This is a genomic window from Bacteroides sp. AM16-24 (assembly GCF_003471885.1).
In the GTDB taxonomy this organism is placed as follows: domain Bacteria; phylum Bacteroidota; class Bacteroidia; order Bacteroidales; family Bacteroidaceae; genus Bacteroides.
The window spans coordinates 133,680-158,445 of sequence record NZ_QRKI01000010.1; the positions used below are offsets into that span (position 1 = coordinate 133,680).

The 24,766-nt window shown below is 43.0% G+C and carries 18 protein-coding genes; 9 read left to right on the top strand and 9 right to left on the bottom strand.

The window, feature by feature from the left end; genetic code table 11:
• Positions 1-25: 25 nt before the first annotated feature.
• Both DW182_RS13115 and DW182_RS13120 read right to left on the bottom strand, forming a co-directional pair.
• On the bottom strand, positions 26-1,765 hold the full coding sequence (locus DW182_RS13115; RefSeq protein ID WP_118295804.1) for a glutamine--tRNA ligase/YqeY domain fusion protein: 1,740 nt from the start codon (positions 1,763-1,765) through the stop codon (positions 26-28).
• 62 nt (positions 1,766-1,827) lie between these two features.
• The gene (locus DW182_RS13120; RefSeq protein ID WP_007664923.1) at positions 1,828-2,637 is read right to left on the bottom strand and encodes a PstS family phosphate ABC transporter substrate-binding protein; all 810 of its coding nucleotides are present in this window, start codon (positions 2,635-2,637) and stop codon (positions 1,828-1,830) included.
• 258 nt (positions 2,638-2,895) lie between these two features.
• Between DW182_RS13120 and pstC the strand changes: the two genes are divergently transcribed.
• From pstC to phoU, 4 genes are all read left to right on the top strand, one after another.
• A complete protein-coding gene (gene pstC, locus DW182_RS13125) occupies positions 2,896-4,080 on the top strand; it encodes a phosphate ABC transporter permease subunit PstC (RefSeq protein ID WP_118295805.1) in 1,185 nt (394 codons plus the stop codon).
• Between the two features lie 27 nt (positions 4,081-4,107).
• A complete protein-coding gene (gene pstA / locus DW182_RS13130) occupies positions 4,108-4,968 on the top strand; it encodes a phosphate ABC transporter permease PstA (RefSeq protein ID WP_118295806.1) in 861 nt (286 codons plus the stop codon).
• Positions 4,969-4,990: 22 nt separating this feature from the next.
• Positions 4,991-5,746, top strand: a complete 756-nt coding sequence (gene pstB, locus DW182_RS13135) for a phosphate ABC transporter ATP-binding protein PstB (RefSeq protein ID WP_022391980.1) — start codon at positions 4,991-4,993, stop codon at positions 5,744-5,746.
• A gap of 82 nt (positions 5,747-5,828) precedes the next feature.
• Entirely contained in the window at positions 5,829-6,524 is a 696-nt protein-coding gene (gene phoU / locus DW182_RS13140; protein WP_118295807.1) for a phosphate signaling complex protein PhoU, read from the top strand.
• A gap of 667 nt (positions 6,525-7,191) precedes the next feature.
• Here phoU and DW182_RS13145 read toward each other — a convergent pair.
• The 5 genes from DW182_RS13145 to DW182_RS13165 form a co-directional block, all read right to left on the bottom strand.
• The gene (locus DW182_RS13145) at positions 7,192-7,452 is read right to left on the bottom strand and encodes a hypothetical protein (RefSeq protein WP_118295808.1); all 261 of its coding nucleotides are present in this window, start codon (positions 7,450-7,452) and stop codon (positions 7,192-7,194) included.
• Between the two features lie 30 nt (positions 7,453-7,482).
• A complete protein-coding gene (locus tag DW182_RS13150) occupies positions 7,483-8,868 on the bottom strand; it encodes a hypothetical protein (RefSeq protein ID WP_118295809.1) in 1,386 nt (461 codons plus the stop codon).
• A 29-nt stretch (positions 8,869-8,897) separates the two neighbouring features.
• Positions 8,898-12,278 (bottom strand): BACON domain-containing protein, encoded by a 3,381-nt coding sequence (locus DW182_RS13155; RefSeq protein ID WP_118295810.1) that lies wholly within the window; start codon positions 12,276-12,278, stop codon positions 8,898-8,900.
• A gap of 13 nt (positions 12,279-12,291) precedes the next feature.
• Positions 12,292-13,380 carry a FimB/Mfa2 family fimbrial subunit gene (locus DW182_RS13160; protein ID WP_118295811.1) on the bottom strand — a complete coding sequence of 363 codons (1,089 nt, stop codon included), beginning with the start codon at positions 13,378-13,380 and terminating at the stop codon, positions 12,292-12,294.
• A gap of 131 nt (positions 13,381-13,511) precedes the next feature.
• Positions 13,512-14,810, bottom strand: coding sequence for an Mfa1 family fimbria major subunit (locus tag DW182_RS13165; RefSeq protein WP_158580804.1), 1,299 nt, complete (start codon positions 14,808-14,810; stop codon positions 13,512-13,514).
• A gap of 882 nt (positions 14,811-15,692) precedes the next feature.
• Between DW182_RS13165 and DW182_RS22165 the strand changes: the two genes are divergently transcribed.
• Positions 15,693-15,851 (top strand): hypothetical protein, encoded by a 159-nt coding sequence (locus tag DW182_RS22165; protein WP_158580805.1) that lies wholly within the window; start codon positions 15,693-15,695, stop codon positions 15,849-15,851.
• Between the two features lie 167 nt (positions 15,852-16,018).
• Here DW182_RS22165 and DW182_RS13180 read toward each other — a convergent pair whose 3' ends face one another.
• Complete coding sequence (locus DW182_RS13180) at positions 16,019-17,473, bottom strand: DUF3868 domain-containing protein (protein WP_118295815.1); 1,455 nt, start codon at positions 17,471-17,473, stop codon at positions 16,019-16,021.
• Positions 17,474-17,494: 21 nt separating this feature from the next.
• Positions 17,495-18,064 (bottom strand): DUF3575 domain-containing protein, encoded by a 570-nt coding sequence (locus DW182_RS13185; protein WP_118295816.1) that lies wholly within the window; start codon positions 18,062-18,064, stop codon positions 17,495-17,497.
• A gap of 451 nt (positions 18,065-18,515) precedes the next feature.
• On the opposite strand from DW182_RS13185, the gene DW182_RS13190 reads away from it, so the two are divergent.
• The 4 genes from DW182_RS13190 to DW182_RS13205 all read left to right on the top strand — a co-directional run bounded on the left by DW182_RS13190 (position 18,516) and on the right by DW182_RS13205 (position 24,755).
• Positions 18,516-19,139: a DUF5033 domain-containing protein gene (locus DW182_RS13190; RefSeq protein WP_118295817.1), complete on the top strand. Its 624-nt coding sequence runs from the start codon at positions 18,516-18,518 to the stop codon at positions 19,137-19,139.
• Positions 19,140-19,347: 208 nt separating this feature from the next.
• Positions 19,348-23,499: a response regulator gene (locus DW182_RS13195; protein WP_118295818.1), complete on the top strand. Its 4,152-nt coding sequence runs from the start codon at positions 19,348-19,350 to the stop codon at positions 23,497-23,499.
• A 108-nt stretch (positions 23,500-23,607) separates the two neighbouring features.
• Positions 23,608-24,210: a riboflavin synthase gene (locus tag DW182_RS13200; RefSeq protein ID WP_118295819.1), complete on the top strand. Its 603-nt coding sequence runs from the start codon at positions 23,608-23,610 to the stop codon at positions 24,208-24,210.
• Between the two features lie 5 nt (positions 24,211-24,215).
• The gene (locus DW182_RS13205; protein WP_118295820.1) at positions 24,216-24,755 is read left to right on the top strand and encodes a nitroreductase family protein; all 540 of its coding nucleotides are present in this window, start codon (positions 24,216-24,218) and stop codon (positions 24,753-24,755) included.
• Positions 24,756-24,766 lie beyond the last annotated feature (11 nt).

Here is a 24,766-nt window from a genome sequence, read left to right on the forward strand (position 1 = left end):
ATTGTTTACTCCTATAATCCTATTTTTATTTGTTTATTTTGCCCCAGGTATCTTTCAAGCCTACAGTGCGGTTGAATACCATTTTCTCTGGTGTGGAGTCTGGATCTACGTTGAAATATCCGATGCGCTGGAACTGCAAATAAGTAAGCGGTTTCATGCCGGCGGCGTATTTTTCAATGTAGCAATGAGGCAATATATTCAGTGAGTCCGGATTGATGATGTCTTTCATCGCTTCCAGTGCATCACAGTTTTTAGCTTCGCGGATAGCAGCCAGTTCGTCACGTGGATTTTCCACTTTCCAAAGGCGGTCGTAGAGGCGTACTTCTGCTTCAAGGCAATGATCACAACTTACCCAGTGCAGGGTACCTTTCACCTTACGGTTTGCTTCGGGCATACCGCTCTTGGTGTTCGGATCATATTCGCAATATACTTCAACTACTTCTCCGGCTTCATTTTTCTTGCAACCGGTACATTTCACGATATAAGCATTCTTTAAGCGTACTTCCTGGCCCGGAGTCATACGGAAGTATTTCTTCGGAGCATCTTCCATGAAATCTTCGCGTTCCATCCACAGTTCGCGGCTGAACTCAATGAGATGGCTGCCTTCTTCCGGTTTTTCCGGATTATTGATTGCCTCCAGTTCTTCCACTTTTCCTTCCGGATAGTTGGTGATAACCAGTTTCACCGGATTCACTACCGCTGAGATACGCGTAGCACGGGTATTAAGATCTTCGCGTACGGCACTTTCCAGTAGAGCGAATTCATTAAGTGCATCGTATGTGGTATATCCTATTTTATCAATAAATTTGTGGATAGACTCAGGTGAGTATCCGCGACGGCGGAAACCGCAGATAGTCGGCATACGGGGATCATCCCATCCGTTCACCAGTTTTTCTTTTACCAGAATCAGCAGGTTGCGCTTGCTCATCAGGGTATAGCTGAGGTTCAGCTTGTTGAATTCGTACTGATGGGGGCGGTTATCATCCAGATCTTTACCCTCCTTAACCCAGTCTACAAAGAGATCGTAGAGCGGACGATGGGGAACAAATTCCAATGTACAGAGAGAGTGCGTTACACCTTCAAAGTAGTCACTTTGTCCGTGAGCGAAGTCATACATCGGATAGGCCTTCCACGTTGTCCCTGTACGGTGATGCGGATGGTTCACTACGCGATAGATGATAGGATCGCGGAAGTGCATATTCGGGTTTGCCATATCAATCTTGGCACGAAGCACCATGGCGCCTTCTGCTATTTCACCTGTATTCATTTTCTTGAACAGGGAGAGGCTTTCCTCTATCGGACGGTTACGGTAAGGGCTTTCTATACCCGGTTGGGTAGGAGTGCCTTTCTGCTGTGCTATTTGTTCCGAAGTCTGCTCGTCGATATATGCTTTACCTTCTTCAATAAGGCGGATGGCAAAGTCCCATAATTGCTGGAAGTAATCGGATGCGTAGTATTCATTACCCCACTGGTAACCCAGCCATTGGATATCTTCCTTGATAGCTTCTACATATTCCACATCTTCTTTGGTCGGATTCGTATCATCGAAACGCAAATTACAAATGCCATTGTGATCGGCTGCAATACCAAAATCAAGGCAAATAGCCTTGGCATGTCCGATGTGGAGGTATCCGTTGGGCTCCGGCGGGAAACGTGTTTGCACTTTACCACCATTTTTACCCTCTTTCAAGTCTTTCTCAACAATTTGTTCAATGAAGTTGAGGCTCTTTTTTTCGCCTGCTTCTTCGCTCTTAATATCTGCCATAATTGGTATGTATATAATCTAAAAATCGAGCTACAAAAGTAAGACATTTTTTTCGTATATCCTTATTTCACGGGAATATATCCACTCTTTTTAATGATTTCCTGACCTGCAGGTGAAAGGATGAAATGAATGAGAGGGGTTGCTTGTTCGGAGTTTTCTGTGTTATAATAATAGTATAGAGGCCGCACAATGGGGTAACTCTTATCTGTAGCACTCTCCATAGTAGGTGGGGCAAAGTGTGTCCCGTCGTAAGATATGGACAGTGATTTGACGCGAGGGGAAAGATAAGCCAATCCTACGTATCCTATTGCTCCCTTCGTTTGGCTGACAGATTGTATAATGGCACCGGTGGCAGGCATAGAGAGGCTGCTACTCATGTAATTTTTATTTTTGAGAACACTTTCTTTGAAGAATTCATAAGTACCCGAAGATGTTTCGCGAGAGTACACCACGATTTTACGGTCATCTCCACCCACTTGCTTCCAATTCGTAATCTTACCTCGGAAGATATCTTCCAGTTGTTGGCGCGTCAGTTGCTTTACGGGATTGGAGGGGTGAACCACAACGGCAAGGGCATCGTAAGCTACGATCACTTCTTCCACTTCTTTTCCGGCTGTCTTTACTTTCATCTTCTCACTGAATTTAATGGGGCGGGATGCCATGGCAATATCTGTTGTTCCGTCCAATAGAGCGGAAATACCCACTCCGGTGCCACCACCGGTTACGGTAACACGGGCGTCGGGATTGAGGGCCATAAATCTTTCGGCAGTCTGTTGTGCTACAGGCAGTACGGTGTCACTGCCTTTGATGCGTTGCGCCTGTAGGCTGCTTACAGCTAATGTCAGGAGTAGGATGATACTTATTGTTTTCATTTTATTCAAAATTGTTTTTGATTCTATTTATAATGAATTTTATTATACTTGAAATGGGGTGATAATAGAACCCAAATATTATTCTATTTGTTTATTGATTGCAAATAAAACAATTGCGCATTACAATCTAATTACAAAACTTGTGTTTTTGGAGGTTGTAACGCTTTTGTAATAGGTTTGAAACATTTCTTTCAAACCTTAGTCACACTTTCTTAACATCGACGCGGTTTCTTTGCATACGAAATTCAATAGGCATTTATGAAGAAGCTTTTTGAGAAAATAATAGAAGGAGTGTTAGCTTGTAGCGGTTTTGTAACAAGCATCACCATTGTGCTCATCATCCTGTTTCTCTTTTCCGAGGCGTTGGGACTGTTCAACAGCCGGGTCATTGAAGAAGGATATGTATTGGCACTGAATAAAGATAATAAGGTAAGTGAGCTAACCCCAGCTCAGATAAAAGATGTTTTCGATGAGGAGATAACAAACTGGAATGAAGTCGGGGGGCAGGATATGCCCATCCAGCTTTTCCGTTTGGAAGATATCACTCAGTATTATACCGAGGAAGAACTGGGGGCAGCTTATGAACATGCCGGAGTAAAGATTACCGAACTGGTGGAACGTACGCCAGGCATTATTGCTTTTGTACCGCAACAGTTTATTGTTCGTCCGGATTCCGTCCACTTATTGCAGGATAACACCATTTCGGTGAAAGATGTCTTTGCGGGGGCGGAATGGTTTCCGACGGCTACACCTGCCGCACAATTCGGTTTTCTACCCTTAATAACCGGTACACTGTGGGTGAGTTTATTTGCCATCCTGATAGCATTGCCTTTTGGGCTTTCAGTTGCTATCTATATGTCCGAAGTGGCAAATTCCAGGATACGTAATCTGCTGAAACCGATCATTGAGTTGCTGAGTGGCATTCCATCGGTGGTCTATGGTTTCTTCGGACTGATTGTGATTGTACCATTCATCCAGAAAGTATTCAATCTGCCTGTGGGTGAAAGTGGACTGGCGGGAAGCATCGTATTGGCTATAATGGCATTGCCTACGATTATAACGGTGACGGAAGATGCTATGCGCAACTGTCCCCGTGCCATGCGGGAAGCCAGCCTTGCATTGGGGGCTTCACAATGGCAGACCATATATAAGGTGGTGATACCTTATTCCGTATCAGGTATCACTTCCGGTGTGGTATTGGGAATCGGACGTGCTATCGGCGAAACAATGGCGGTACTGATGGTGACAGGTAATGCGGCAGTCATACCGCATACCATTCTGGAACCGTTGCGTACCATACCTGCAACGATTGCGGCGGAACTGGGAGAGGCACCTGCCGGGGGAGCACATTATGAAGCCTTATTTCTTTTGGGTGTAGTGTTGTTCTTTATTAGTTTGCTGATAAACTTCACGGTAGAAGCTGTGTCAGCCCGGAAAAGATAATGTCTTATAGAGAAAAGAAAAATAAGTATGATAGATAGGAAACATCTTTCGCAACGTATTGCATTCGGAACATTCCGTTTGCTGAGCCTGACAGTGGTGGGGATACTCTTTGCCATTCTCGGCTTCATTATATATAAAGGTGTGGGAGTTATTAGCTGGGAGTTCCTGACTACTGCCCCCACGGACGGCATGACGGCAGGAGGTATTTTCCCCGCCATTGTCGGAACATTCTATTTGATGATAGGCAGTGCCCTGTTTGCCTTTCCGGTAGGAGTGATGAGTGGAATCTATATGAATGAGTATGCGCCGAAAGGCTGGGTAGTCCGGTTCATCCGAATGATGACAAACAACCTGAGCGGCATACCTTCCATCGTCTTTGGTCTTTTCGGTATGGCTTTATTTGTTAACTATATGGGATTTGGCGATAGCATCCTGGCCGGTTCACTTACGTTGGGATTGCTGTGTGTACCTTTAGTTATCCGTACCACAGAGGAAGCGTTGAAAGCCATTCCCGATACTCTACGTGAGGGAAGCCGTGCGTTAGGGGCCACCAAGTTGCAGACTATCTGGCACGTTGTTCTGCCTATGGCGATGCCTAATGTGATTACGGGGCTGATTCTGGCTCTGGGACGTGTCTCCGGCGAGACTGCACCTATCCTGTTTACTTGTGCCGCCTATTTCCTTCCACAACTCCCCACAAGTATACTCGACCAGTGTATGGCATTGCCTTATCACCTGTATGTTATTTCTACCAGTGGCACGGATATGGATGCCCAGCTTCCGCTGGCTTATGGCACCGCTCTGGTTTTAATCGTAATCATCCTTTTGGTAAACCTTCTGGCGAATGCTTTGCGGAAGCATTTCGAGAAAAAAGTAAAGATGAACTAACGGGAATAAAACAGTAAACAAAATGATTGGTAAAATAGAAGCAAATAATGTAAACTTCTGGTATGGAGATTTCCATGCTTTGAAAGGTATCAGCATGTCGATAGAAGAACGTTCGGTAGTAGCATTTATCGGACCTTCGGGATGTGGCAAATCCACTTTCCTCCGGTTGTTCAATCGCATGAACGATCTTATCCCGAATACCCGCCTGACAGGTGAGATTCATATCGATGGAGAGAATATCTATGGAAAAGATATTCAGGTAGATGAACTTCGCAAGAAGGTAGGTATGGTATTCCAGCGTCCTAACCCTTTTCCGAAAAGCATCTTTGAGAATGTAGCTTATGGGCTTCGCGTGAATGGCGTGACAGACAGTAGCTTCATCCGCCAGCGTGTAGAAGAATCCCTGAAAGGGGCAGCTTTGTGGGATGAGGTAAAGGATAAGCTGAAAGTTTCTGCCTATGCACTTTCCGGCGGTCAGCAGCAGCGTCTTTGCATAGCTCGTGCCATGGCTGTATCTCCCTCCGTGTTACTGATGGATGAACCGGCTTCTGCACTCGATCCCATTTCTACGGCTAAGGTAGAAGAACTTATTCACGAACTGAAAGAGCAGTATACGATTGTTATCGTTACACACAATATGCAGCAGGCTGCGCGCGTTAGTGATAAGACAGCGTTCTTTTATCTGGGGCAAATGGTGGAGTTTGATGATACCAAGAAAATATTTACGAACCCTGATAAAGTGGAGACCCAGAATTACATTACGGGACGCTTCGGGTAGGCATTTGTTTGCTGTGGAGAAATAAACAGGAACTGCAGGTCTTCTTTAATTTATAATACAAGTAATCTTAAAATAGAAATTTATGGTAAAGTTTATCGAATCGGAACTCGTCTTGCTGAAAAAAGAAATAGACGAAATGTGGACCTTAGTATATAACCAGCTCGACAGGGCAGGGGAGGCTGTGTTGACCTTTGACCGTGAACTGGCGCAACAGGTACTGGTACGCGAACGTCGTGTGAATGCCTTGGAATTGAAGATAGATAGTGATGTTGAAGATATCATTGCTTTGTACAATCCCGTAGCCATCGACCTGCGCTTTGTGCTTGCCATGCTGAAGATCAATACGAATCTGGAGCGTCTTGGTGACTTTGCCGAGGGTATTGCCCGCTTCGTTCTGAATTGCAAGGAGCCGGTTCTTGATCCGGAACTTCTGAAACGATTGCGCCTGGAAGAAATGCAGGGACAGGTACTTGCTATGCTGGAACTTGCCAAGAAAGCTCTTCAGGAAGAAAGTCAGGATCTGGCGACTTCGGTATTTGCCAAAGATAATTTATTGGATGAAATCAATGCAGAAGCTACTACTGTTTTAGCAGACTACATTGCCCAGCATCCTGAGACTGTACTTCCCTGTTTGAACCTGGTAAGTGTCTTCCGTAAATTGGAGCGTTCCGGCGACCATATCACTAATATTGCAGAAGAAATAGTCTTCTTTATCGATGCAAAAGTGCTAAAGCATAGCGGAAAAACAGACGAACATTACCCTTTAACTAAGAAATAAGCTCTTTTTTAGATAAAATTTAGTGTTTGTTAGAAAAATGATATATATTTGTCCATTGAAAACGATTGCGGATGTAGAAAAGGCTACATAAGTGGTAACAAAATCAAAGAAAATTCAAAAAGATGTTATAAGACATGTTTTTTAATTTGGTAAGTATCTCGAAAAGCCGCTATATTTGCAGCGTTATCCTGAAAACAATCTTTTTACCTTAAAAAAAACTAATACCTATTGAAAACTGAAAAATGGGGCTTTGTGAAAAGCTCCATTTTTTTGTACCTATATGGCACATGAATTACCTGAATAGTGGTACAATCCCATGCACAGAAAAGTTGCAACAATTTATAATAAACAAGATTTTATATAAATTTCTATCTCTTGGGCAGTTACAGCATAAGTAGGTTCAAGCTGTTCAAAATGGGTTTCATGTGAACATTTTATTAAGATAACAAGTGGTCGTGATTATTCTTATTTGAAGCAAATCACAAGATAGAATGTTTTATTGTGAATGGATTTTTTAGTAAATAAAGGGCAAAAAAAATCCCCACCCACTTACCATTATCTTCACAGACGATTAATAAGTGGGGTGAGGAATACAAACAAAACAAACAATATCTTCCGGTTAAGAGAAGATTTTGCTTTTCTTATATATAGGTTAGTAATGTTTGTTTTAACATTTCAACACCATCTCTGAGTCGGAACAGAGAATGATTGTACACTTCTCTATAGTTGCTTTGAAGTCTACTTCCACCTGGTCTATTACGCTGCCGTAAGTGCTGTTAACAAACTGCTTCATCTTCACTAACCCTTGTTGCAATTGCTTGATGAGTTGGGCGGAACGCCCGTAGGCGTACCAATGGCCTCCTACTTCGTAAAGATACACATCCTGTGTATTTTCCGATTCGCGGGATAGGATATCATACATTTCCATACTTATATCGTTTTATGTAAATAATTCTGTTTATGGTTTGGCTTTTACTGTAATCGTCTTTCTAATCTTTCCACTGGTTATGTAGAAGTTGAAATCCTCATTTGTTTTTGTAGAAACCCATACGGAGATAACTTTTCTTGCTTCACCAGAGGAGAATGTACCGCCTGCAGTACCGTCTGTACTGCCATCTGTAGCAGCTATCGTGAACCTTACGCCTTCCTCGGGATAATCTACTATTTTCCATCCTGCTTCATTATTAGTCAGGATTTTTAGCTTCGTAAAGAAGCCTTCACTTGCATCCGTATAGCTATCCAGTTGCAGGGTAGATGAGTTTACTCCCAGGAAGTAGTAGTCATCTGTGGTGATATCCAATATGTCGCTCTCTTCTGCGCTGAGAAGCATCATTCGGGCTTTAATTACTCCGTTGGATGGACTGCCATTTATAGCCTCATCACGACTTGTATATCCCACAGATTGCACGTTTTGCAGTGAAAATATGTATTTATAGTTGCGTATTAATTCCGGGATTTCTGCATTCTCTGTCTCATCATCTTTAATCATATCCAAGCGATAGTAGCATGCTTCACCCTTGAAATTGGCATGAAGCAAAACTGAGATTTTGCTGGGGTTAGTGTTCGTTGTCTCCGCTACATATACGGAAGCTGTTGGTATCCCTTCGATGGTAACAGGAGCTGCGGCAACACTTTGAACTCTTTCCTGCTCCATATCGCCTTGCCCTGCCGCTATATATCCCTTGGCATTTGTATTTAAGACTTCAATGTCCAGTAGTTCAAAATCTTTCGTTAGTTGGGTCGATTGGTTTTGCACTTCTATCTTGGCGAGGGCACGAACCATGTTGACTGTTACGTCGTTGCCCACTTCTCTGCTAAGGCCATCCATAAACACGTCTGCTTCGCCGTACATGGGCATGTAAGATAGATTACTGGCATTCTCAAACGTCAGGCTTTTCAAAGTTGCCTCTCTTGTAAGAGGGGTGGCGTCCAGAGAGTTTTTTATCGTGCTTATCTTCCCTGCCTCTACATTGGCTACGAGAGACAAGCATACCGCTTTTTTGCTTTCTTTGATAGCTACATAGAACCGCTTTTTTGCTATATATTTGCCTGTAATGTCTATTACGTCGGTCAGCTTATAGTTCTTTAAATTCGTATCGTAGTCCTCTTTTTCGCCCTCAAATACCAATACATACAGAGAGTTGATTTTCGAGTCGTCAGAGATGCTGCGTGTGGCCGACGGAAACTGTGAATTAGGGATGGACAAACTAAGCATAACTTGCGCCTTGTCCGCATCGGTCTTTCCGTCACCCGGGCAGTAATTATCGTAATCCGTGTCTGTGATGCAGGAACTTAATCCTGCAATGAACAACAGACAGTATAATATGTGATGTATATGCTTCATAATTCTATGATTTTAGCTTGTTTCATTTATTATTCTTTGTCTACCCCTTGGGTCACGGTTATGGTCTCAGTAGTACTATTATTTATTTTTACAGTGATTGTACCTGTACGTGCCGCTCCACTATCATTTTTATCTAATCTGATAATAAAATAAGGGTATGATAATTTTGTTATACTATTATAATAAATTTCTGTATTTTTGTATCTTCCCAATTTTAGCCAATTCTTATTTGAACTTGCACTTTCCCAGTTTGTTATATCAATTTCTTGTGTGGCAGGACGTTCTTCGGCGTTGTCGCCATATCCTGCAAACGTCAAGTAGTTTTCTGATACATAAACCGGTTTACTTTTTTGAACTACCTTGATTTTCTTTTGAGTTCCATCACTGAATTTGACTGTCAAAGTAGCTTCACGTTCCTTGCCTGTAGTATTTTCTTTCGTTGCGGTGAATGTAATTGTTTGAGAACTGCCAGCTCCTCCTTCATCCGGTGTCATGGTGAACCAGGATGCTCCCGGATTCACAACCTCCCAACTTTCTGTGATAGACACTAAAGTTGCTGGAGATATAGAGCCTTCTTTTGATCCCAATGTGACGTTTATCGGAGTTTTGATTAAACCCTCTGTCGTCGATTTCTGATCCCTGATGCAACGTACAGAACCGGCATGGCTTGGCTTGGCGTACAAATCATTATCTCCCTCAATCAATTTGTGTATATGGCGTCCACTGTTCTCAACATTATGGGAAAGTCCCAGGTTTGTACGCCAATCTTCCGTTCCATGTAAGAATAAGGCTCCCGGACGTGTCTTCTCGACCTTGACACCATTTTCCGTGATCTTGGCTTTAATGGATGAGTTGGTCCATATAATACTATTTACAGTAACACTCCATTGACCGTCTACCAGTGCAAATTTCGTCATATCACCATCATATACACCTGATATGGGGAGCCAGGCGGCATTTTCTACTGATTCGGCATTATTCGCCGGATAATAGGGTACACCTTCCGGTTTGCTATCTCCGGCTTTCTGATTAAGCCAAAAGCCATAAGAACTCGCACCGGTTTTATATTTATCCTTTTCTAATATGCTTTGATCCTGAAGGTACGGCCAATATATATTGTTTTTATCCCAGTTATCGTTTGCACTACTTAAGTTTCCATCTGTGAATACCACCGAGCCTACAGGCGGCACACGATAACCTACCGGACACGGGTCGTAGATAGTCTTGTTTCCTGCATCCCTTTCTCCATTAGGGGTGAAACCTTTATCCGTTCCCCACAGAAGGGCATAGTCGGTACCGGTAAGAGCTTCCTTGCTTAAGGTTGTCGGCGCTGTTCGGGCTTCTTCCACACTCAAGGCGCTTCCACTGGTTTGCCATGAGAAACCATCAAGATTCTTTGTATCCATTATCTTTGCATACTCTGTAATGTCACCTGCTCCGATGAACGGGTCTTTACGTCCCCATTGATAGAGCAGTCCGAGTGAAGCCAATCCCGGCTTATTGCTGAGAGCTCCCAGGTTACGGTCCATAAATGTATAACCGGTGCTCCATTCTTGAAAGAAAGGTTCCGAATTATCATTACTTTCATCATCACTTTCTTCATCATTTACTTTATATTTAATGTAGCCATCTCCATTTGTATCCAATTCGGGACATACCCACAAGTGCCATGACCATAAGAGGTGATCCTCAGCATCAAATGCACCTATCAGGGCATTGCCTCCTGGTATCTTTAAATCTGTATTTTGTTTACCCAAATCAATTGCATATTGTACAATGCCATTTTCGTTGACCTGGGCTTTTCCATCGACCACATTTTGTAATTGCACCAATCCTTCAGCTGTTTCCCAGATAACTTTCGCATAGGCAGGAGCTATATTGGGATTCTGGTCATGCAGGGGCTTGCCATCTGCCATCAAGCCATCCTCGCCGTTTCCTTTCACGGTTACAACTAAGTCTTGTACCATCTGATGACCATTATCTGATACTATGTAGCAGTTTGCCGTACCCTTTCCTCTTTGGCGTACCATAATTGTTTTATTCAGGTTGCCGGAAGTGATAACAAAACTACCGCGACGCTGACCGCCTTGATTTAAGTTAGGTACAATTTTTACCTTATCGCCATCTTTCTCAACTGTATACCAATCGCCTACTTGGGAGCTGACCTTCCAGCCTCCATTATAAGTTGTTTTTACCCATAGGCTGGTTCCTTGTTGGTTGGTTGCATCCATTATTACGCCTCCTCCTTGCACCTCCAGCGTATATTGTCCGCCGATGCCGCGCATAAATTCTGTTTCCCACTCTGTGATTTTCACATCCATACCCACTACCACATGATCCAGTGCCGGGTCGGGTATATCGGTTCCCGGTCGTTTCACGTTTGTGATGTCGAAGTTATAGATATGGTTGCGAAGGGCATCATAATATTCATCGCCTTTGTTGCCTTTTTTGAAGTCTACACGATAGTAGGTTTCTTCAGTGCTGCCCATGTAGCAACCGCCTATTACCAGGCACATTGGCTCTTCGCCCTGCTGATTTACTTCGGGCACATATATTTTGTTTTCAAGTGCATAGTCATTGCCTTTATCTACTGTAAATTGAATTCCGTTAGGTTCCTGTTCTGCTGTGTATCTTGGCATATACTCTACGCCGTCGGGCATAGAAGTCTGGGTGATTGTGGGCGAACCTATTGTTGGATTGTCTGGTTCGTTATCTCCAGGCGCATAAAATGAACCGGCCAAACCGCTGGTACGTGCATAATATACACGTACACTGCGTAGTTTGAATATATCTGTGCCACTGTCTTGTATTCTTTTACCTTTATTCACCGTTACATTGATTTTGGATACGGCACGATACAATTTTACATCACCGAACACGGTTTTACCTTTTTGGGGAGTGATTTTGGTTTCACCCCACATCGGAAGTTGACGTTCTGTAATGTTCCATGCTCCGGAGAAGGTATATTCCAGTTCTTTCAGCACTTGCTCTTTTGTCTTGCCTTCCATGCCATTCAGTTTGCCGACTAACTCGTCTCCGTTCTCCTGATTCTTCAGGTTGGTAATCACCATTACGGTGATGGGTTTGTCCGCCGCTGTCTTTTCAAGATTGATTGTTGCAGTGAGTGTACCGGATGAATAAACGGTCTTGAACTTATCAACACATTTGTTGTCGCTGTCGAAGGCAAATGCGTATATATCGTTTATCTCGCTTTCGTATACATTTGCCGCATCCTCGTCCGGGCCATAAACAAGACCCCGTGACTGTGCGTTCTCTACCGGGATATCGAGTACTATTTTCAGGCTGGTCATGTCGCTTTCGTAAGAACCGTCGACCAGTTGTTCATCCATGCAAGATACGAATTGTATCTGAAGGAGGATAGCTGCTAATATGTATAACCATTTTTTCATTGTTTGTCCGTTTTTAAAGTTCGATATCGTTGATATTTACAATCCAGTCGTTGATTTGAATCACGGTGTTTATCATTGTCAGGTTCTCGTCAACAAAGAACATTACGCCGAAACGGCTTTCGCGGTCCATATATTCCTGAAGGGACATGTCTATGAAATCCTGCTCTTTCAGTAGACCCAGGAGTTTGATGAGTGAGTTGTCGGGAAGCAGTTGCTTGCCTGTCTCCTGGTCGATAATCTCCAGTTGTGGAGTTTGCGTTTCAAGCAGGCGCGCTACGCTTATTTCGGCAATGGCTGCCGGATATTCAGCGTCTTCGTCGCCAAAGGCACGGGTTGTAACCTTGGAGTCTTCGGTGACAAACGGGAGGTAAGTCAGCATGTTGTCTTCCAGCAGGGTGTTATCGTAGTTCATATAGCCATTGTCATCGTAAATGGCGTATGAGAATCTTTCTTTGTTGATGGCGCGCGTCACGGGTTGGTCGGGGTTCTGATTGATCTGGGCGATGACGATGCGTATGTTGTTGGTGTTCTTAACCAAAGGAATAGTGGTCACTAATTGTTGTATGGCGCGGGTATTGGGCTTATCGCTTAATGTTACTCTTTCCACTCTGCCGTGGAACAGGGAGGGGAGGTTATGTTGTACGATGTATTCTCCTTCTTCGCCGGTAGCCTTGGTATCGATATTACGTCTGGTCAGTACGGTGAGATCTTTCAGCTTCGATACCCCCGGGGTCAGCAAGGGAACGGCGAACGATTGGTCGTCCAGACCTGCCCATGTAATCATGTCATACTCTCCGGGAGCTAAATCTATGGTCATGGCGAAATTTTCGGTGGCAAGACGCTCACCTTGTTCTGTTTTCTGGTTGACGAAATTTCCGTTTTCGTCGAAAGCATAAAGCGTAACAGTTTTCACTTCTGTTGCAAATGCGTCCACTTTCTCCATGTTATAGTCATACTTGAACTTGACTTGGTATTCGATGCTGCAATCGCCTTTTTCAAAATCCAGGACTGAGTCGCAGGATGCCATTGCACCAGCCAATACTGTTGTAAGCAGCAGTACACTCTTTGCTGATTTCTGTATGTGAGTGAATATTCGTTTCATGCTTTCTGTCTTTTAAGCTTTGGGGATAATGATGTTTTGTTTGATAGTTCTTTGAGAGAAAAACGGAAGAGGGGGAGGGGACTCCCCCTCTTCCGTCTCAGGATTGATTGATGGTTAAAGATTATAGAGGGCTATTCAAGGGTTAATGAATTATCATTAACAGTCCACGGATCAACCTCAATGCTCACGTTCATAAGTGTTTCCGGATCTTCGAAGATGATGGTTGGGGTACCGATTTTCACAACGCTGGATACACTTATTTTGTAAACGTTGTTACGCTGGATTTTAGGAACAGATCCTGTTTCAGTCGTGGTCTGGATATCCTTGTAATAGTAGCACTTTCCATCTACATATTTTCTGATGTCTTTTTCATGGAAGTCTTTGGAAGTTGCAGTTTCTTCAGGACAACCTGGGCATTTTTCCTTCAATGCTGCATAATCCAGATAAATTTTTCCTCCATAGATATAAAATGTCTGGGCTGCTTTTTCATCCCAAGTGGCTACTGCTTCATAGATGATGCCTGTATGAGTACTTTCCGATTCATTTTCAAAACAGTAATGGGTGCGTGCGTCACTTGTCAAGTCTATATATTCAAAACTACCATTGTTGGCTGGCAATGCATTCCAAGTCATGGGATATCCCTGAAACCAATTTGTGCTTATTGCGGTTTCGGATGGGAACAGACTGGTCTTCTTTGCCAGATTCACATAAGTAGCCTTTTTCAAGACTATATGTAGTTTTTCGACTAGGCCTGTTGTTGCAGGTTCATAATCCAACGGTACATTTTTAAATACTCTCGTTGTACTTGTTTCCATTAATTTTGCAACTACACGGTTCATTGGAATCGTGACATCAGTAGCTTTATTTTCAATGAATGTTGCACTTATTCCTTCTGTTGTATTTGTCATCATGAAGTTGTTGGCAGTAGCCGGCCCGTTTTGTGTCAAAGCATCCAGTGCTTCATAGCTACTAGGCATAAATGTTTGAGCAGACAAATCCTGCATTATTGGATTTAGAAGGATACTTTCCGTATAATTAGTATTGAGAATTGCATGAATGGTAGCTGTGCCTTTTGTCACATGAATGGATTCCTTGGTATAAATCACGACATTATTGCTATTTGGTGCCACCGTGGCCGGACTGAAAGCAGCACGATCCAGCATTTTTACTTCTCTCTTAGTACCTTTATTATCAATGGGCTCTTGATAATCTATGATGATAGCTATATTATTAAACTCATATTCAGCTTCACTGCCTGCTTCAGTATCAGCTCTTGTTACTGCTGACTTCGGAAAAGCAAATCCCAAATTTAAAAGGGCATTCTTTTCTGCGTTATCTACACCACCGTCAATGGCAGGATCGTTCTCGTTGCTGCAAGAAACCATTGCCAATGCAGCCAAACTTGCTAAAAATAAACTTTTAAGTTTCATATTCTTTTGATTTTTAAAATTGATAATACTTTTTGGGGTTGTTGTACTTTTAAAGTAGTACATTTATAGACTTTTTTTGAGAGGAGCATTATTACATTCTCTATATAATAATGTGGAACTGTTCAACATCGTGAGAGGCTTTGTTGATTTGGAAGTGTCTTATCTGATAAGTACTGAGCTTCCTGTAGTCATTCTTTCTTTCTGATGATACCTTTCTGATGATACTTTGGTTTTGTTTGTTTGTAACTCTATAATTTGTTTTGTTTATCTCTTTCTTTCGATATTGCAAATGTAGGGGCATTTTCCTTTCCCGTTGATCGGTGTTTTTTTCAATCTCAAATTATTTTTCTCGCAATCTGAAAGTTTTTTTGAGTGGTGGGTATTTTAATCTAAAATGAATGATTTGCAGGCTGTTTATCAGGGTATGGAGGGCGTTTTCACGTGCTTTTTGTCAGATTTGTCGTTGATGGAACGATTGTCTTCCGCGAAAAAAAAGTAGTTTCGTTTGATTTAAATCCGGAATATGCCGTTTTATTCACTGTAAAATATTTGAAATGGCGTTTCAGTCATCCGGTGACTTATTCTCCCATCCTCTGATTTTATTATCGAGCGGATATGAACGCAATCCAACTCCTGATCCGCATAAATAATATTAAGTTTCAGAGGTTAAGCCGCCGCATCGCCACTTTTATCCCTTTTCGCTGCGACGGTTAAGGGAACTTGTAGTAGGTACTTATTCTTTCCACCATGGAGGAAAGAAAGAAACTCCACGGTGGAAAGAATAAACGATCGGATGGAAAAGGCTAACCGTTGGAAGGGAAAAAGCATAGGAATGCCTAAGAAAGGAATTAGCTATTGTATTTAGTTCATTTCTTTCTGGTTATGAATGGATACTCTATACGGAACGCGAGGAAGGTCGTTTTTGAAGGCCGTGAAGAAGAGCGCATAGCCAATGCCCGTAAAATGAAAATAAAAGGGTTGGATAACCTGCTGATTTCCGACATTACTGGTCTGACGATTGACGAGATAGATAAGTTGTAGAAATAAAGAAAATATCTCCATAACAAGAATCCCGCAAACTGATAATAATCATCGTTTGCGGGATTCATTCGTTTCTGCGCGGGATATGAACAAATTGTGATAAAAGACAATCTTGCAAGGATCGTTTTACCGGAGCCCGTGAAGAAGGAAAAGTGGTTATAGATTATTTATTCTGTCGGGAAATTCCGTTGTTTGCTCACCTCGATGAGGTTGGTTTCAGCTTCTTTTATATTTGCTTCTTTAGCCCGGTTGAAGTATTGTTCGGCTGCATCCAGGTCACCTTCCATCAGGGCTATCACTCCTTGGTTGTTCAGGGTGGCGCCTGCATCCGGATCTGCTTTGGCCAGATACTTCTTGGCTACCGTCAGGTCGCCGCCCCGCTGTATCTCCATGGCCGCTGCATTCAGGTTGGCTGTCGGGTTGTCGGGAAACATGACGGCTGCTACTTGGAAGGTATGGTTGAATTCTTCACTGCCCGGTTCGTAAGTCTGTGCCAGATTGAATATCTCCTGCAGACTTAATAGTTGTGGCCGATTGTTGATGAGCTCCCGGGTTTCTTCGACGTTGAATCCGCGTACAGTGTAGGATACTGTGTAATCGGAATGTCGCAATGCAGGATAACATTCATTGAGCAGGAACCGGTAAGTTTCGGGGCCAACAAAGCGGGCTATGCGTTTCTCCTTTGCATCCATGTCTTTTTCTTCCAAATCGATTATCTGAAGAAGCTCGTTCCTCTGCGGCAGTGCGGAGTTTTCGATAAACTTGCGAAAACCTTTCCAGTCTTCAGGAGTAGAAGTGGTGGTAATCAGCCCTTCGGGGAAGTTGTAATACTTGCGCACATAATTCAGTAACGCTTCCGTACGTCCTTTGGCAAGGCGGGCATTATTGGCATAACCGCCTTCGGGAGAGGCATATCCGTCGAAGCGGATACCTGTTATGGAGATGTTCTTGTCGGCACGGATCGTATCGATGGTGGCACGTATCTTGGCCAGTTCCACTTGGTTGCTGCGGTAATCCGGATAGATGACGGTCTGATTGACCGGATAGTCGAGGTACGCTCTGCCCTCTGCGGCACGGTGTTTTATTTCTTCTGCTTTAGGGGCGATGTATGCGATGGCAGGTTGCAGCTTGGCGCGCTCGATATTGAGTGAAGTGATAGGGTCGAGTTGGTTTGCTTCCACAATGTCGCGGCAACCGCAAAGGTCGGTATCCATCACCAGATTGGCTTTTTGCATCCAGGCTTCGTAGGGCAACTGTATCAGGTAGTTTACTTTCTGGTCCGTATGACGTTTCCGGCGTAGAATCACGAATGCGTCTTTGGGAATGGTGTTGTTGCGTTCGTGCGTCAGCGCCCGGCGGCGACCGTAAATGACAACCGGTGGAAGGGACTTAGTGCGTCCGTCTGCTTCAAGTATCGGGGTCAGTGTGGCAAAACGATTGGAGGTTATCTTCATGTTGGCTTGCATGATGATGTCCATGGATATGGTCAGGCGGTTGTCCTCACTGCGTGTGACGGACTGGTTTTCAATGCGTACCTGATCTTTATACACAACGGTAGACTGTGCCTGGGATTTCAATCCCGGCAATGTCACTAATAATATAAGGTATATAACTTTCTTCATATTGCTTGCAATGTTTGTTTTTTAGAATAAATAGATTAAACTGACAGCAGCCTTGGTAGGCCCTACATAGTTCTTGTGTCCTTCATCCGTTTTCTCCCCGCATTCTATACAAGGATATTTTTCGTATTTGGCCCGGATGTATCCTACACCGATGTTGGCCTCGATGTTCCAATGTTTACTCATTATCCATTGGTATCCGTAAGAAATGCCTGCTCCGTAGAAGTGACCTTTGAAACGGTGGTTTTCCAGTTCTTTCCAAAGTCCGAAAGGCATATCGATTCCGGCAGCCTGATAAATGCCGCCGTGAGCGTGGATGCCGATGAAATGTCCGTTGAAGCGGTCGCAGAACCAATAACGATATTCGGGTTGGAAAACGAACATCTTGAACATTTTGTAGTTGTTCTCCTTCCAGGGGTTGTAGTTGAAGTACAAATCCAAGGTTGCTTTTTTATTCAGGCCGATTTCTGCTCCCAAGTTGATGGTTTTAGTGATATCCATCAATACATTCGTTTTAATGCCGACTACCTGCCCATATAATAAGGTGGAGGTAAATAGACAAACGAATAAAAACAATTTTCTTTTCTTTTTCATATTGGTGAGTTTTGTTTGGTTTGGTGTCAAAGGTAGCTGAATCCCAAAGAACCCTTAATTGGCGTATTCATCTTTGTTCGGAGGTGATTCATGCAATCGTTTTTTTTGAACAGTGGTGAATTTCCGTATGGGTGGTGTTTTTGACTTTTAGGGTGGGTGTTTCTTTCTTCTTCCGGCGGGTGGTGATTTTACCTATCTTTGTGAATGAAATACAGGTGGTGGGTGTTTTGATAAGTTGCATATTTTGCATTATATGCTTGTATGTGGTGTGTTTCATTCAAAAAGATGGGTAAATAATTCATTTTTTAGGGTAAAAAGTTTTTTTATTTGAATAATATACCTATGTTTGCGACATAATAATGAAGAGAGGTCCCCTTTTGAGGAGTACAAACAAAACAATTCTTAGTTAAGCAGATTATAAACAAAACAAATAATTAAGGAGGACCCATTTATGAAGACTATTTATTTTTTTATTGTCATCGCGTTGGCGTTTGGCTTTACTTCTTGTACAAGCACTGCAGATGATGTAGTGGAATCAACATCCCTTTTTGAATCGATAATGGATACGTATGGAGTAGAATATGCTTCATATAGTGTTGCCGGAGTAGACAATATACCTTCTGTCCTGACTGAAGAGGTTCGCGGCGTGCTTGAAGCGCTGCGTCAGAATAGCAATGAATTGCATGACTGTACCAGAATCTCAGACAAGGATTTTGAGAAAGTCGTAATGTCGGGAAATTATAAGGCCGTAACGCGTAACGGGACGGCAGCCGAAGGTTTTGCGTTGAATGTGGAACTGAAGTTCAGTTTTGAAAAGGAGCAGGTGTATTATTGGGGAACCGATTATTCTTACTCTTCGGATCTGTTCGATTGGCGTGCACAAGGCTTGTCGCTTACCCCGATGAAGAATAGCGACGATTATACTTATGAGTTTGAATCGGAAAGTTATCTCTATTTTAAAGTTAGCGATGAAGCCAATACTCTTGTAAAAGTACCTGTAGTTTTTAGGGGTAATTATAGTTTTCAGATGCAGAAGGGAACGTATAGTTTTAAGCTGTTGAAATATAGTGAATGAGAACTTGAATGTAAAAAAGTGAGGAATAGAACAAAACAAACAAGAATTCCCCTCTGATAGTAATACTTTCAGGGGGGAATTTTGTATTACTTTGGAATGATTAAGAATTAATGCACACACAAACTTTGTTATTAATAATTTTTTACTATTTAAATTAATTGCATTATATTTGTAGGATATTTTAAATTCACGACATAGTGATAGAATAATGCGAATAATACGACTTTCAATAACGAAATTACTACTGGCAATCTGCCTATTACAGATTCGTTGTATTGCGGCCTTTTCCATTTCATACGGGAATCTGGTGCCGGTGGCCATGAAGAATGGTCTGGATAATAACACAGTTTATGCTATCCATCATGAAGGTGATGGTTTCGTGTGGCTTGCCACCGATATGGGAATCAGTCGGTATGATGGATTCAGAATCAGGAACTTTCCGTTGATATTGTGTCGGGATTCGGGCCTACTGCCGTTTGTCTCATGTGCTGTTACGTCTATTTCTCAAAGTCCCGACGGATTGCTTTATCTTCAACTGCTGCAAGGAGGAATTGCTTGTTTTGATCCGCAGAAAGAGGAGTATCTGCCTGTTTCTTATGACAGGCCGATAAAAAAGCAGGATATTCTTTCTTTTTATATAGCGGATGAGCAGAACTTCTATATCGGTACTACAAACGGATTGTATACCGGTGCAGCAATGCGTAGCAAGAAGCGGAACGAAGATGGTATTACCATTCATTTGTCGGAAGAACCGCATGTAAAGGGGGAGGTGTCTAACCTCTCCGGTAGAGGAAAGGAAGCTCTTTTTGCTTGTGTCGACCGGACGAGGGTAATGATTTATGATATCAAAAGTGCAAAGGCGGACTTCTTGGACAGGCGGCAGGATAATAAAATTACTACACTCTACCAGTATGGGGATTATTTGTGGATATGTCCTTCCTATTCTGACATTGAATTGTACAATCTGAAGCAAAAGACATTCCATCAGATTCAGAGTACAGGAACTGACCGGAGTTTGCTTCAGGACACCTATATAACTGATATCGTTTGTGTGGATGATGTGAATTATTATGTGGCGACATGGAAAGGGCTTTTCTCACTGAAGTTTGATTCGAAAGAACTGGTTGACTCTGCATGTCGCTTTGAGTATATGGAGCAGTCTTATCCTTTCAGGATGGAAGGGAAGATTACAGATTTGCTGTGGCACGAAGAACAGCAGATTTTGTGGATTGCCACTTTTGGAAGCGGTTCTTACTACATGCATTGCACAGCAAAAACATTTAATACTCTGGAACAGACATTCGATGCGGGTGTTGCGGGGATAGAAGAAGACCAGTGGGGACATATCTGGATTCTGACAGATAAAGGAAAGCTATGGCGAAGCACGTCAAGCGGGCTTTCGAAAAGAACGGTCTTTGTACCTTGGACGAAAGGATTGAAACAGGGCGAAATCTACCGGATGGATGAAGATAAGAATGGGCTTTTGTGGTTGGGAGATTCACATGGCGGGGTAGTCTGTATTAGTCCTACAACGGAGGAAGTAATGACCTTTACATTGGCTCCTGAGGGAACGACCGATTTCTCCGAGGCTGTTCATCAGTTCTGTGTGGACTCCAGGAACCGGTTGTGGATCATTACGACAAACGAACTGATACTTTTCGATTCTAAATCCGGGAAGTGTAGAATCGTTTCCGTGGAATATGAAGGCCGGAAAATAAAAGAGATAAATTCAATAGCGGAAGATAAAGATGGCGACATTTGGCTGGGGACAGGTGTAGGGCTGAAACGAATGGAAAACCAAGGTAATACGTTCAAACTGATTGGTGAATATGAACGGGATGCAGGCCTGGAGGTTGCTCCCGTCTATTCCATATATGTCAATAGCTATAATCAGATCCTGGCTTCTTGTTCCGATAAGATTCTTCGTATTGACGGACGTGAAAAAGGGAAAATAGAGAATGTGTTTACTTTGCTCAACGGATTGAGCAGCAGTCATATATTCTGCATGGTAGACGATGAAAATGGAAATACTTGGGCAGGAAGTAATTCGGGGATTGTGACGATAAGAAATAATGAGTCCTTGCTTTATAATTATGCCTCGTTCGGATATTCCAATGAAGTTTGCCGTCTTCGTGACGGACGCCTGCTATGGGCCAGTTCGCTTGGCTTGACTTTTTTTGATCCGATGGCCATTAAGGCGGAACGGAACAAAAATGCTTTGAGGCTGGCAGAACTTTGGGTAAATGGAAGTGTTGCGTCCATCGGACAAGTGCTAAACGGACAGGTGGTGTTGAAAACAACTCCGGACTTGCAACGTAACTTTGTTTTTGGACCGGGAAATGATGACTTTACTTTCTATTTTTCCGATTTGGAATATGGTATCATGCAACATAAACAAGTTTACCGCCTGCTGCCTGATGAGGAGTGGAAAAATGGAGCGTTGGAAGATGGGATTTCCTTCAGGAAGCTCCCGGTAGGCAAGTATACGCTGCAAGTGAAACTTGTTTATCCAGATGCAAGTGAGAGTGAGCTGATAGAAATACCTATTCGGGTGAAAACATATTGGTGGAATACGTTTTGGGCGAAATCGGGATATCTGCTTCTTTTTGTCGGAGGAATGTATGCCGTATATTGTTATATAGAACATAAAGGGAGAAGGCGCGAAATGTATAAATCCCGGGAAATGGAATTGAGGGAAAATTTAAATCTTACAAAAATGGAACAAGAACAGAAGCAAGAGATAGAAGTTATGCGCAATCAGTTGCTAACGAAGTTTATGGAGGAGTTGCGAACGCCGTTGTCCTTGATTATTGCACCTTTAAAAGAGGTGGCGCAGGAGTCGGGGTTGCCTGCAGGGATTCTTTCGAAATTGCGGGTAGCCTATCGGAACTCGTTAGGAATGCTGGATGCATGCAATCAGTTGCTGGCTATTTATACTCAGGGATCGTTGACCGACAAGTTGAAAGTGGCCCCTTATTCTATTGAAAGATTGGTGGATGGGGTAGTGGTTGCTGTTGGCGAGCTGGTGCGGATTAATCAGTTTAACCTCAGGTACGATAAAAAAATAAAAAAGGATATGGAAATCTGGGCGGATAATAAGCGGATACGCTTTGTGCTGCATAACTTGCTTTCCAATGCTTTCAATCACGTGCGTTTTTCCGGTGATGTTTCTCTCTTGCTACAGGAGATGGTGCGCGATGGAGTGCGCTATTGTGTAATTGTTGTAGAGGACAACGGCAAAAATAGGGTGAAAGAAGCCTCTCAATTCATAAGTGAAGAAATAAAGTCGGATTTGACCGATCTTGAACTGGGATATGGAGTAATGGAAAAGATCATTCAGCTTCATCATGGGACGATTGTTATGAAGAGCCGGGAGGGAGAAGGTACTGAGGTGATCGTGGAACTTCCCATGGGGAAGGCAGCTTTGGAAAATGATCCGAATATTCTGTTCGTAGAACCGGAGCCACAGGAGGAATCGGAAGAAATACCTTCTGTGACGGAAGAACCCAGTCAAAATGTATCTGTACCTGATGAGGACGTGGTACAGGTAACTCCGGAAGCTGTCTCATTAGTCCAAAAAGAAAGAAAAACATTACTAATCGTTGAGGATCATAAAGATATCAGGCTATACCTGAAAGTTCTTTTCTATAAAGAATATGATTTGCTGTTGGCAACTAATGGGCAGGAGGGTGTCGATATAGCGGTCAAGGAACATCCCGACCTGATACTCTGCGATGTGATGATGCCTGTGAAAGACGGATTTGAGTGTTGCCGTGAACTGAAAGAAGGACTGGAGACCTGTCATATTCCATTCATCATGTTGACAGCTAAAGTGGAAGACGATGACATTATTCGGGGGTTGGAATTAGGTGCGGATGATTATATTCTGAAACCTTTCACTCCGGGTATTCTGAAAGCAAGGGTGCGCAACCTGATTAATGCCCGTGTAAACCTGAAGCAAATGTACACTAACTTGCTGATGACACCTGATGTTGCAGAAGGGGAGGCTGAATCTGAAGAGAAAGCAAAAATGGAAGACCCGTTTATCTGTTCGGTGGTGAAAATAATCGAAGAGAATATGGCTGAGGCCGATTTCAGTGTGAAGAAGTTGGCTTCGGAGTTGAATATGAGCCAGCCGACTTTATACCGCAAGGTGAAACAAAGTACGGACTTCACCATTATCGAGTTGATAAGAGGAGTGCGTATGCGTAAAGCAGCTACATTGCTCAAACAAAAGATATATGCTGTTCAGGAGGTGGTAGAGATGGTGGGGTATAATGATATTCCTACTTTTAGGAAGCATTTTGTGGATACATTCGGCACAACCCCTTCCACTTATCCGGATTCAGAGATTTCATAAGTACTTATCCTTTTTTAAAAAACCGCATGGAATATGACACTCTTTTCGTATCTTTGCCATTGAAGTAGGTTTTTAGGAATTGTAAATCTTTAAATTGTAAATAGAATTATGTTTTCCGGAATAGTAGAAGAATGCGCCACCTTGGTGGCATTGGTAAAAGAACAAGAGAACGTACACTTCACGTTCAAGTGCTCATTTGTAAATGAATTGAAGATAGACCAGAGTGTATCTCACAATGGTGTGTGCCTTACGGTAGTCAGCATGACGGAGGATTCCTATACGGTTACTGCCATGAAGGAAACATTGGAACGTTCTAATCTTGGGCTTCTGAAAGTCGGAGATTCAGTGAACGTAGAACGCAGCATGATGATGAACGGCCGTCTGGACGGGCATATTGTGCAGGGACATGTGGACCAGACTGCCACTTGTATGAGTGTGGAAGATGCTGAAGGAAGTTATTACTTCACCTTTCGGTATGCTTTCGATAAGGAAATGGCCAAGCGTGGATATATCACGGTGGACAAAGGTTCGGTAACCGTGAACGGGGTAAGCCTGACAGTGTGCAACCCGACAGACGATACTTTCCAGGTAGCTATTATTCCTTACACTTTCGAGCATACGAACTTCCACGATATCAAAGCAGGTAGTGTAGTGAATCTCGAATTTGATATTATTGGTAAGTATATCAGCCGGATGATACAGTTTAACTAATAGATATGGAAGATTTTCTGAAGTTAGTTGCTTCCCGGCAGAGTGACCGTGCTTATGATATGAGCCGTCCTGTTGAGCGTGAGAAGCTGGAACGGATATTGGAAGCTGCCCGTCTGGCACCTTCGGCTTGTAATGCGCAGCCGTGGAAGTTTGTTGTAATCAATGATCCGGAGCTTTCCGTCAAAGTTGGTAAGGCCACTGCCGGACTGGGAATGAATAAGTTCGCTAAAGATGCTCCTGTACACATTTTGGTGGTGGAGGAATCAATGAACGTAACTTCATTTCTGGGTGCAAAGATTAAAGACAAGTATTTCCCTTTAATAGATATTGGCATTGCCACTGCTCATATCACATTGGCTGCTGAGAGTGAAGGGTTGGGCTCTTGTATTCTTGGTTGGTTTGATGAGAAAGAAATCAAGAAGCTGACCGGTATTCCGTCTTCCAAGCGCTTGCTGTTGGTTATCACCATTGGCTATTCCGTGAAAGAGAAGCGGAAGAAATCAAGAAAGCCGAAAGAAAAGGTGGTTTCTTACAATAAATACTGAGATAAGTTGAG

Coding starts and splice junctions, on each gene's coding strand:
- phoU (WP_118295807.1), top strand. CDS start 5,829: ATGGTAAAGTTTATCGAATCGGAACTCGTCTTGCTGAAAAAAGAAATA.
- DW182_RS13190 (WP_118295817.1), top strand. CDS start 18,516: ATGAAGACTATTTATTTTTTTATTGTCATCGCGTTGGCGTTTGGCTTT.
- DW182_RS13145 (WP_118295808.1), bottom strand. CDS start 7,452: ATGGAAATGTATGATATCCTATCCCGCGAATCGGAAAATACACAGGAT.
- pstB (WP_022391980.1), top strand. CDS start 4,991: ATGATTGGTAAAATAGAAGCAAATAATGTAAACTTCTGGTATGGAGAT.
- DW182_RS13185 (WP_118295816.1), bottom strand. CDS start 18,064: ATGAAAAAGAAAAGAAAATTGTTTTTATTCGTTTGTCTATTTACCTCC.
- DW182_RS13165 (WP_158580804.1), bottom strand. CDS start 14,810: ATGAAACTTAAAAGTTTATTTTTAGCAAGTTTGGCTGCATTGGCAATG.
- DW182_RS13155 (WP_118295810.1), bottom strand. CDS start 12,278: ATGAAAAAATGGTTATACATATTAGCAGCTATCCTCCTTCAGATACAA.
- DW182_RS13115 (WP_118295804.1), bottom strand. CDS start 1,765: ATGGCAGATATTAAGAGCGAAGAAGCAGGCGAAAAAAAGAGCCTCAAC.
- DW182_RS13195 (WP_118295818.1), top strand. CDS start 19,348: ATGCGAATAATACGACTTTCAATAACGAAATTACTACTGGCAATCTGC.
- pstC (WP_118295805.1), top strand. CDS start 2,896: ATGAAGAAGCTTTTTGAGAAAATAATAGAAGGAGTGTTAGCTTGTAGC.
- DW182_RS13180 (WP_118295815.1), bottom strand. CDS start 17,473: ATGAAGAAAGTTATATACCTTATATTATTAGTGACATTGCCGGGATTG.
- DW182_RS13150 (WP_118295809.1), bottom strand. CDS start 8,868: ATGAAGCATATACATCACATATTATACTGTCTGTTGTTCATTGCAGGA.
- DW182_RS13160 (WP_118295811.1), bottom strand. CDS start 13,380: ATGAAACGAATATTCACTCACATACAGAAATCAGCAAAGAGTGTACTG.
- DW182_RS13200 (WP_118295819.1), top strand. CDS start 23,608: ATGTTTTCCGGAATAGTAGAAGAATGCGCCACCTTGGTGGCATTGGTA.
- DW182_RS22165 (WP_158580805.1), top strand. CDS start 15,693: ATGAATGGATACTCTATACGGAACGCGAGGAAGGTCGTTTTTGAAGGC.
- DW182_RS13120 (WP_007664923.1), bottom strand. CDS start 2,637: ATGAAAACAATAAGTATCATCCTACTCCTGACATTAGCTGTAAGCAGC.
- DW182_RS13205 (WP_118295820.1), top strand. CDS start 24,216: ATGGAAGATTTTCTGAAGTTAGTTGCTTCCCGGCAGAGTGACCGTGCT.
- pstA (WP_118295806.1), top strand. CDS start 4,108: ATGATAGATAGGAAACATCTTTCGCAACGTATTGCATTCGGAACATTC.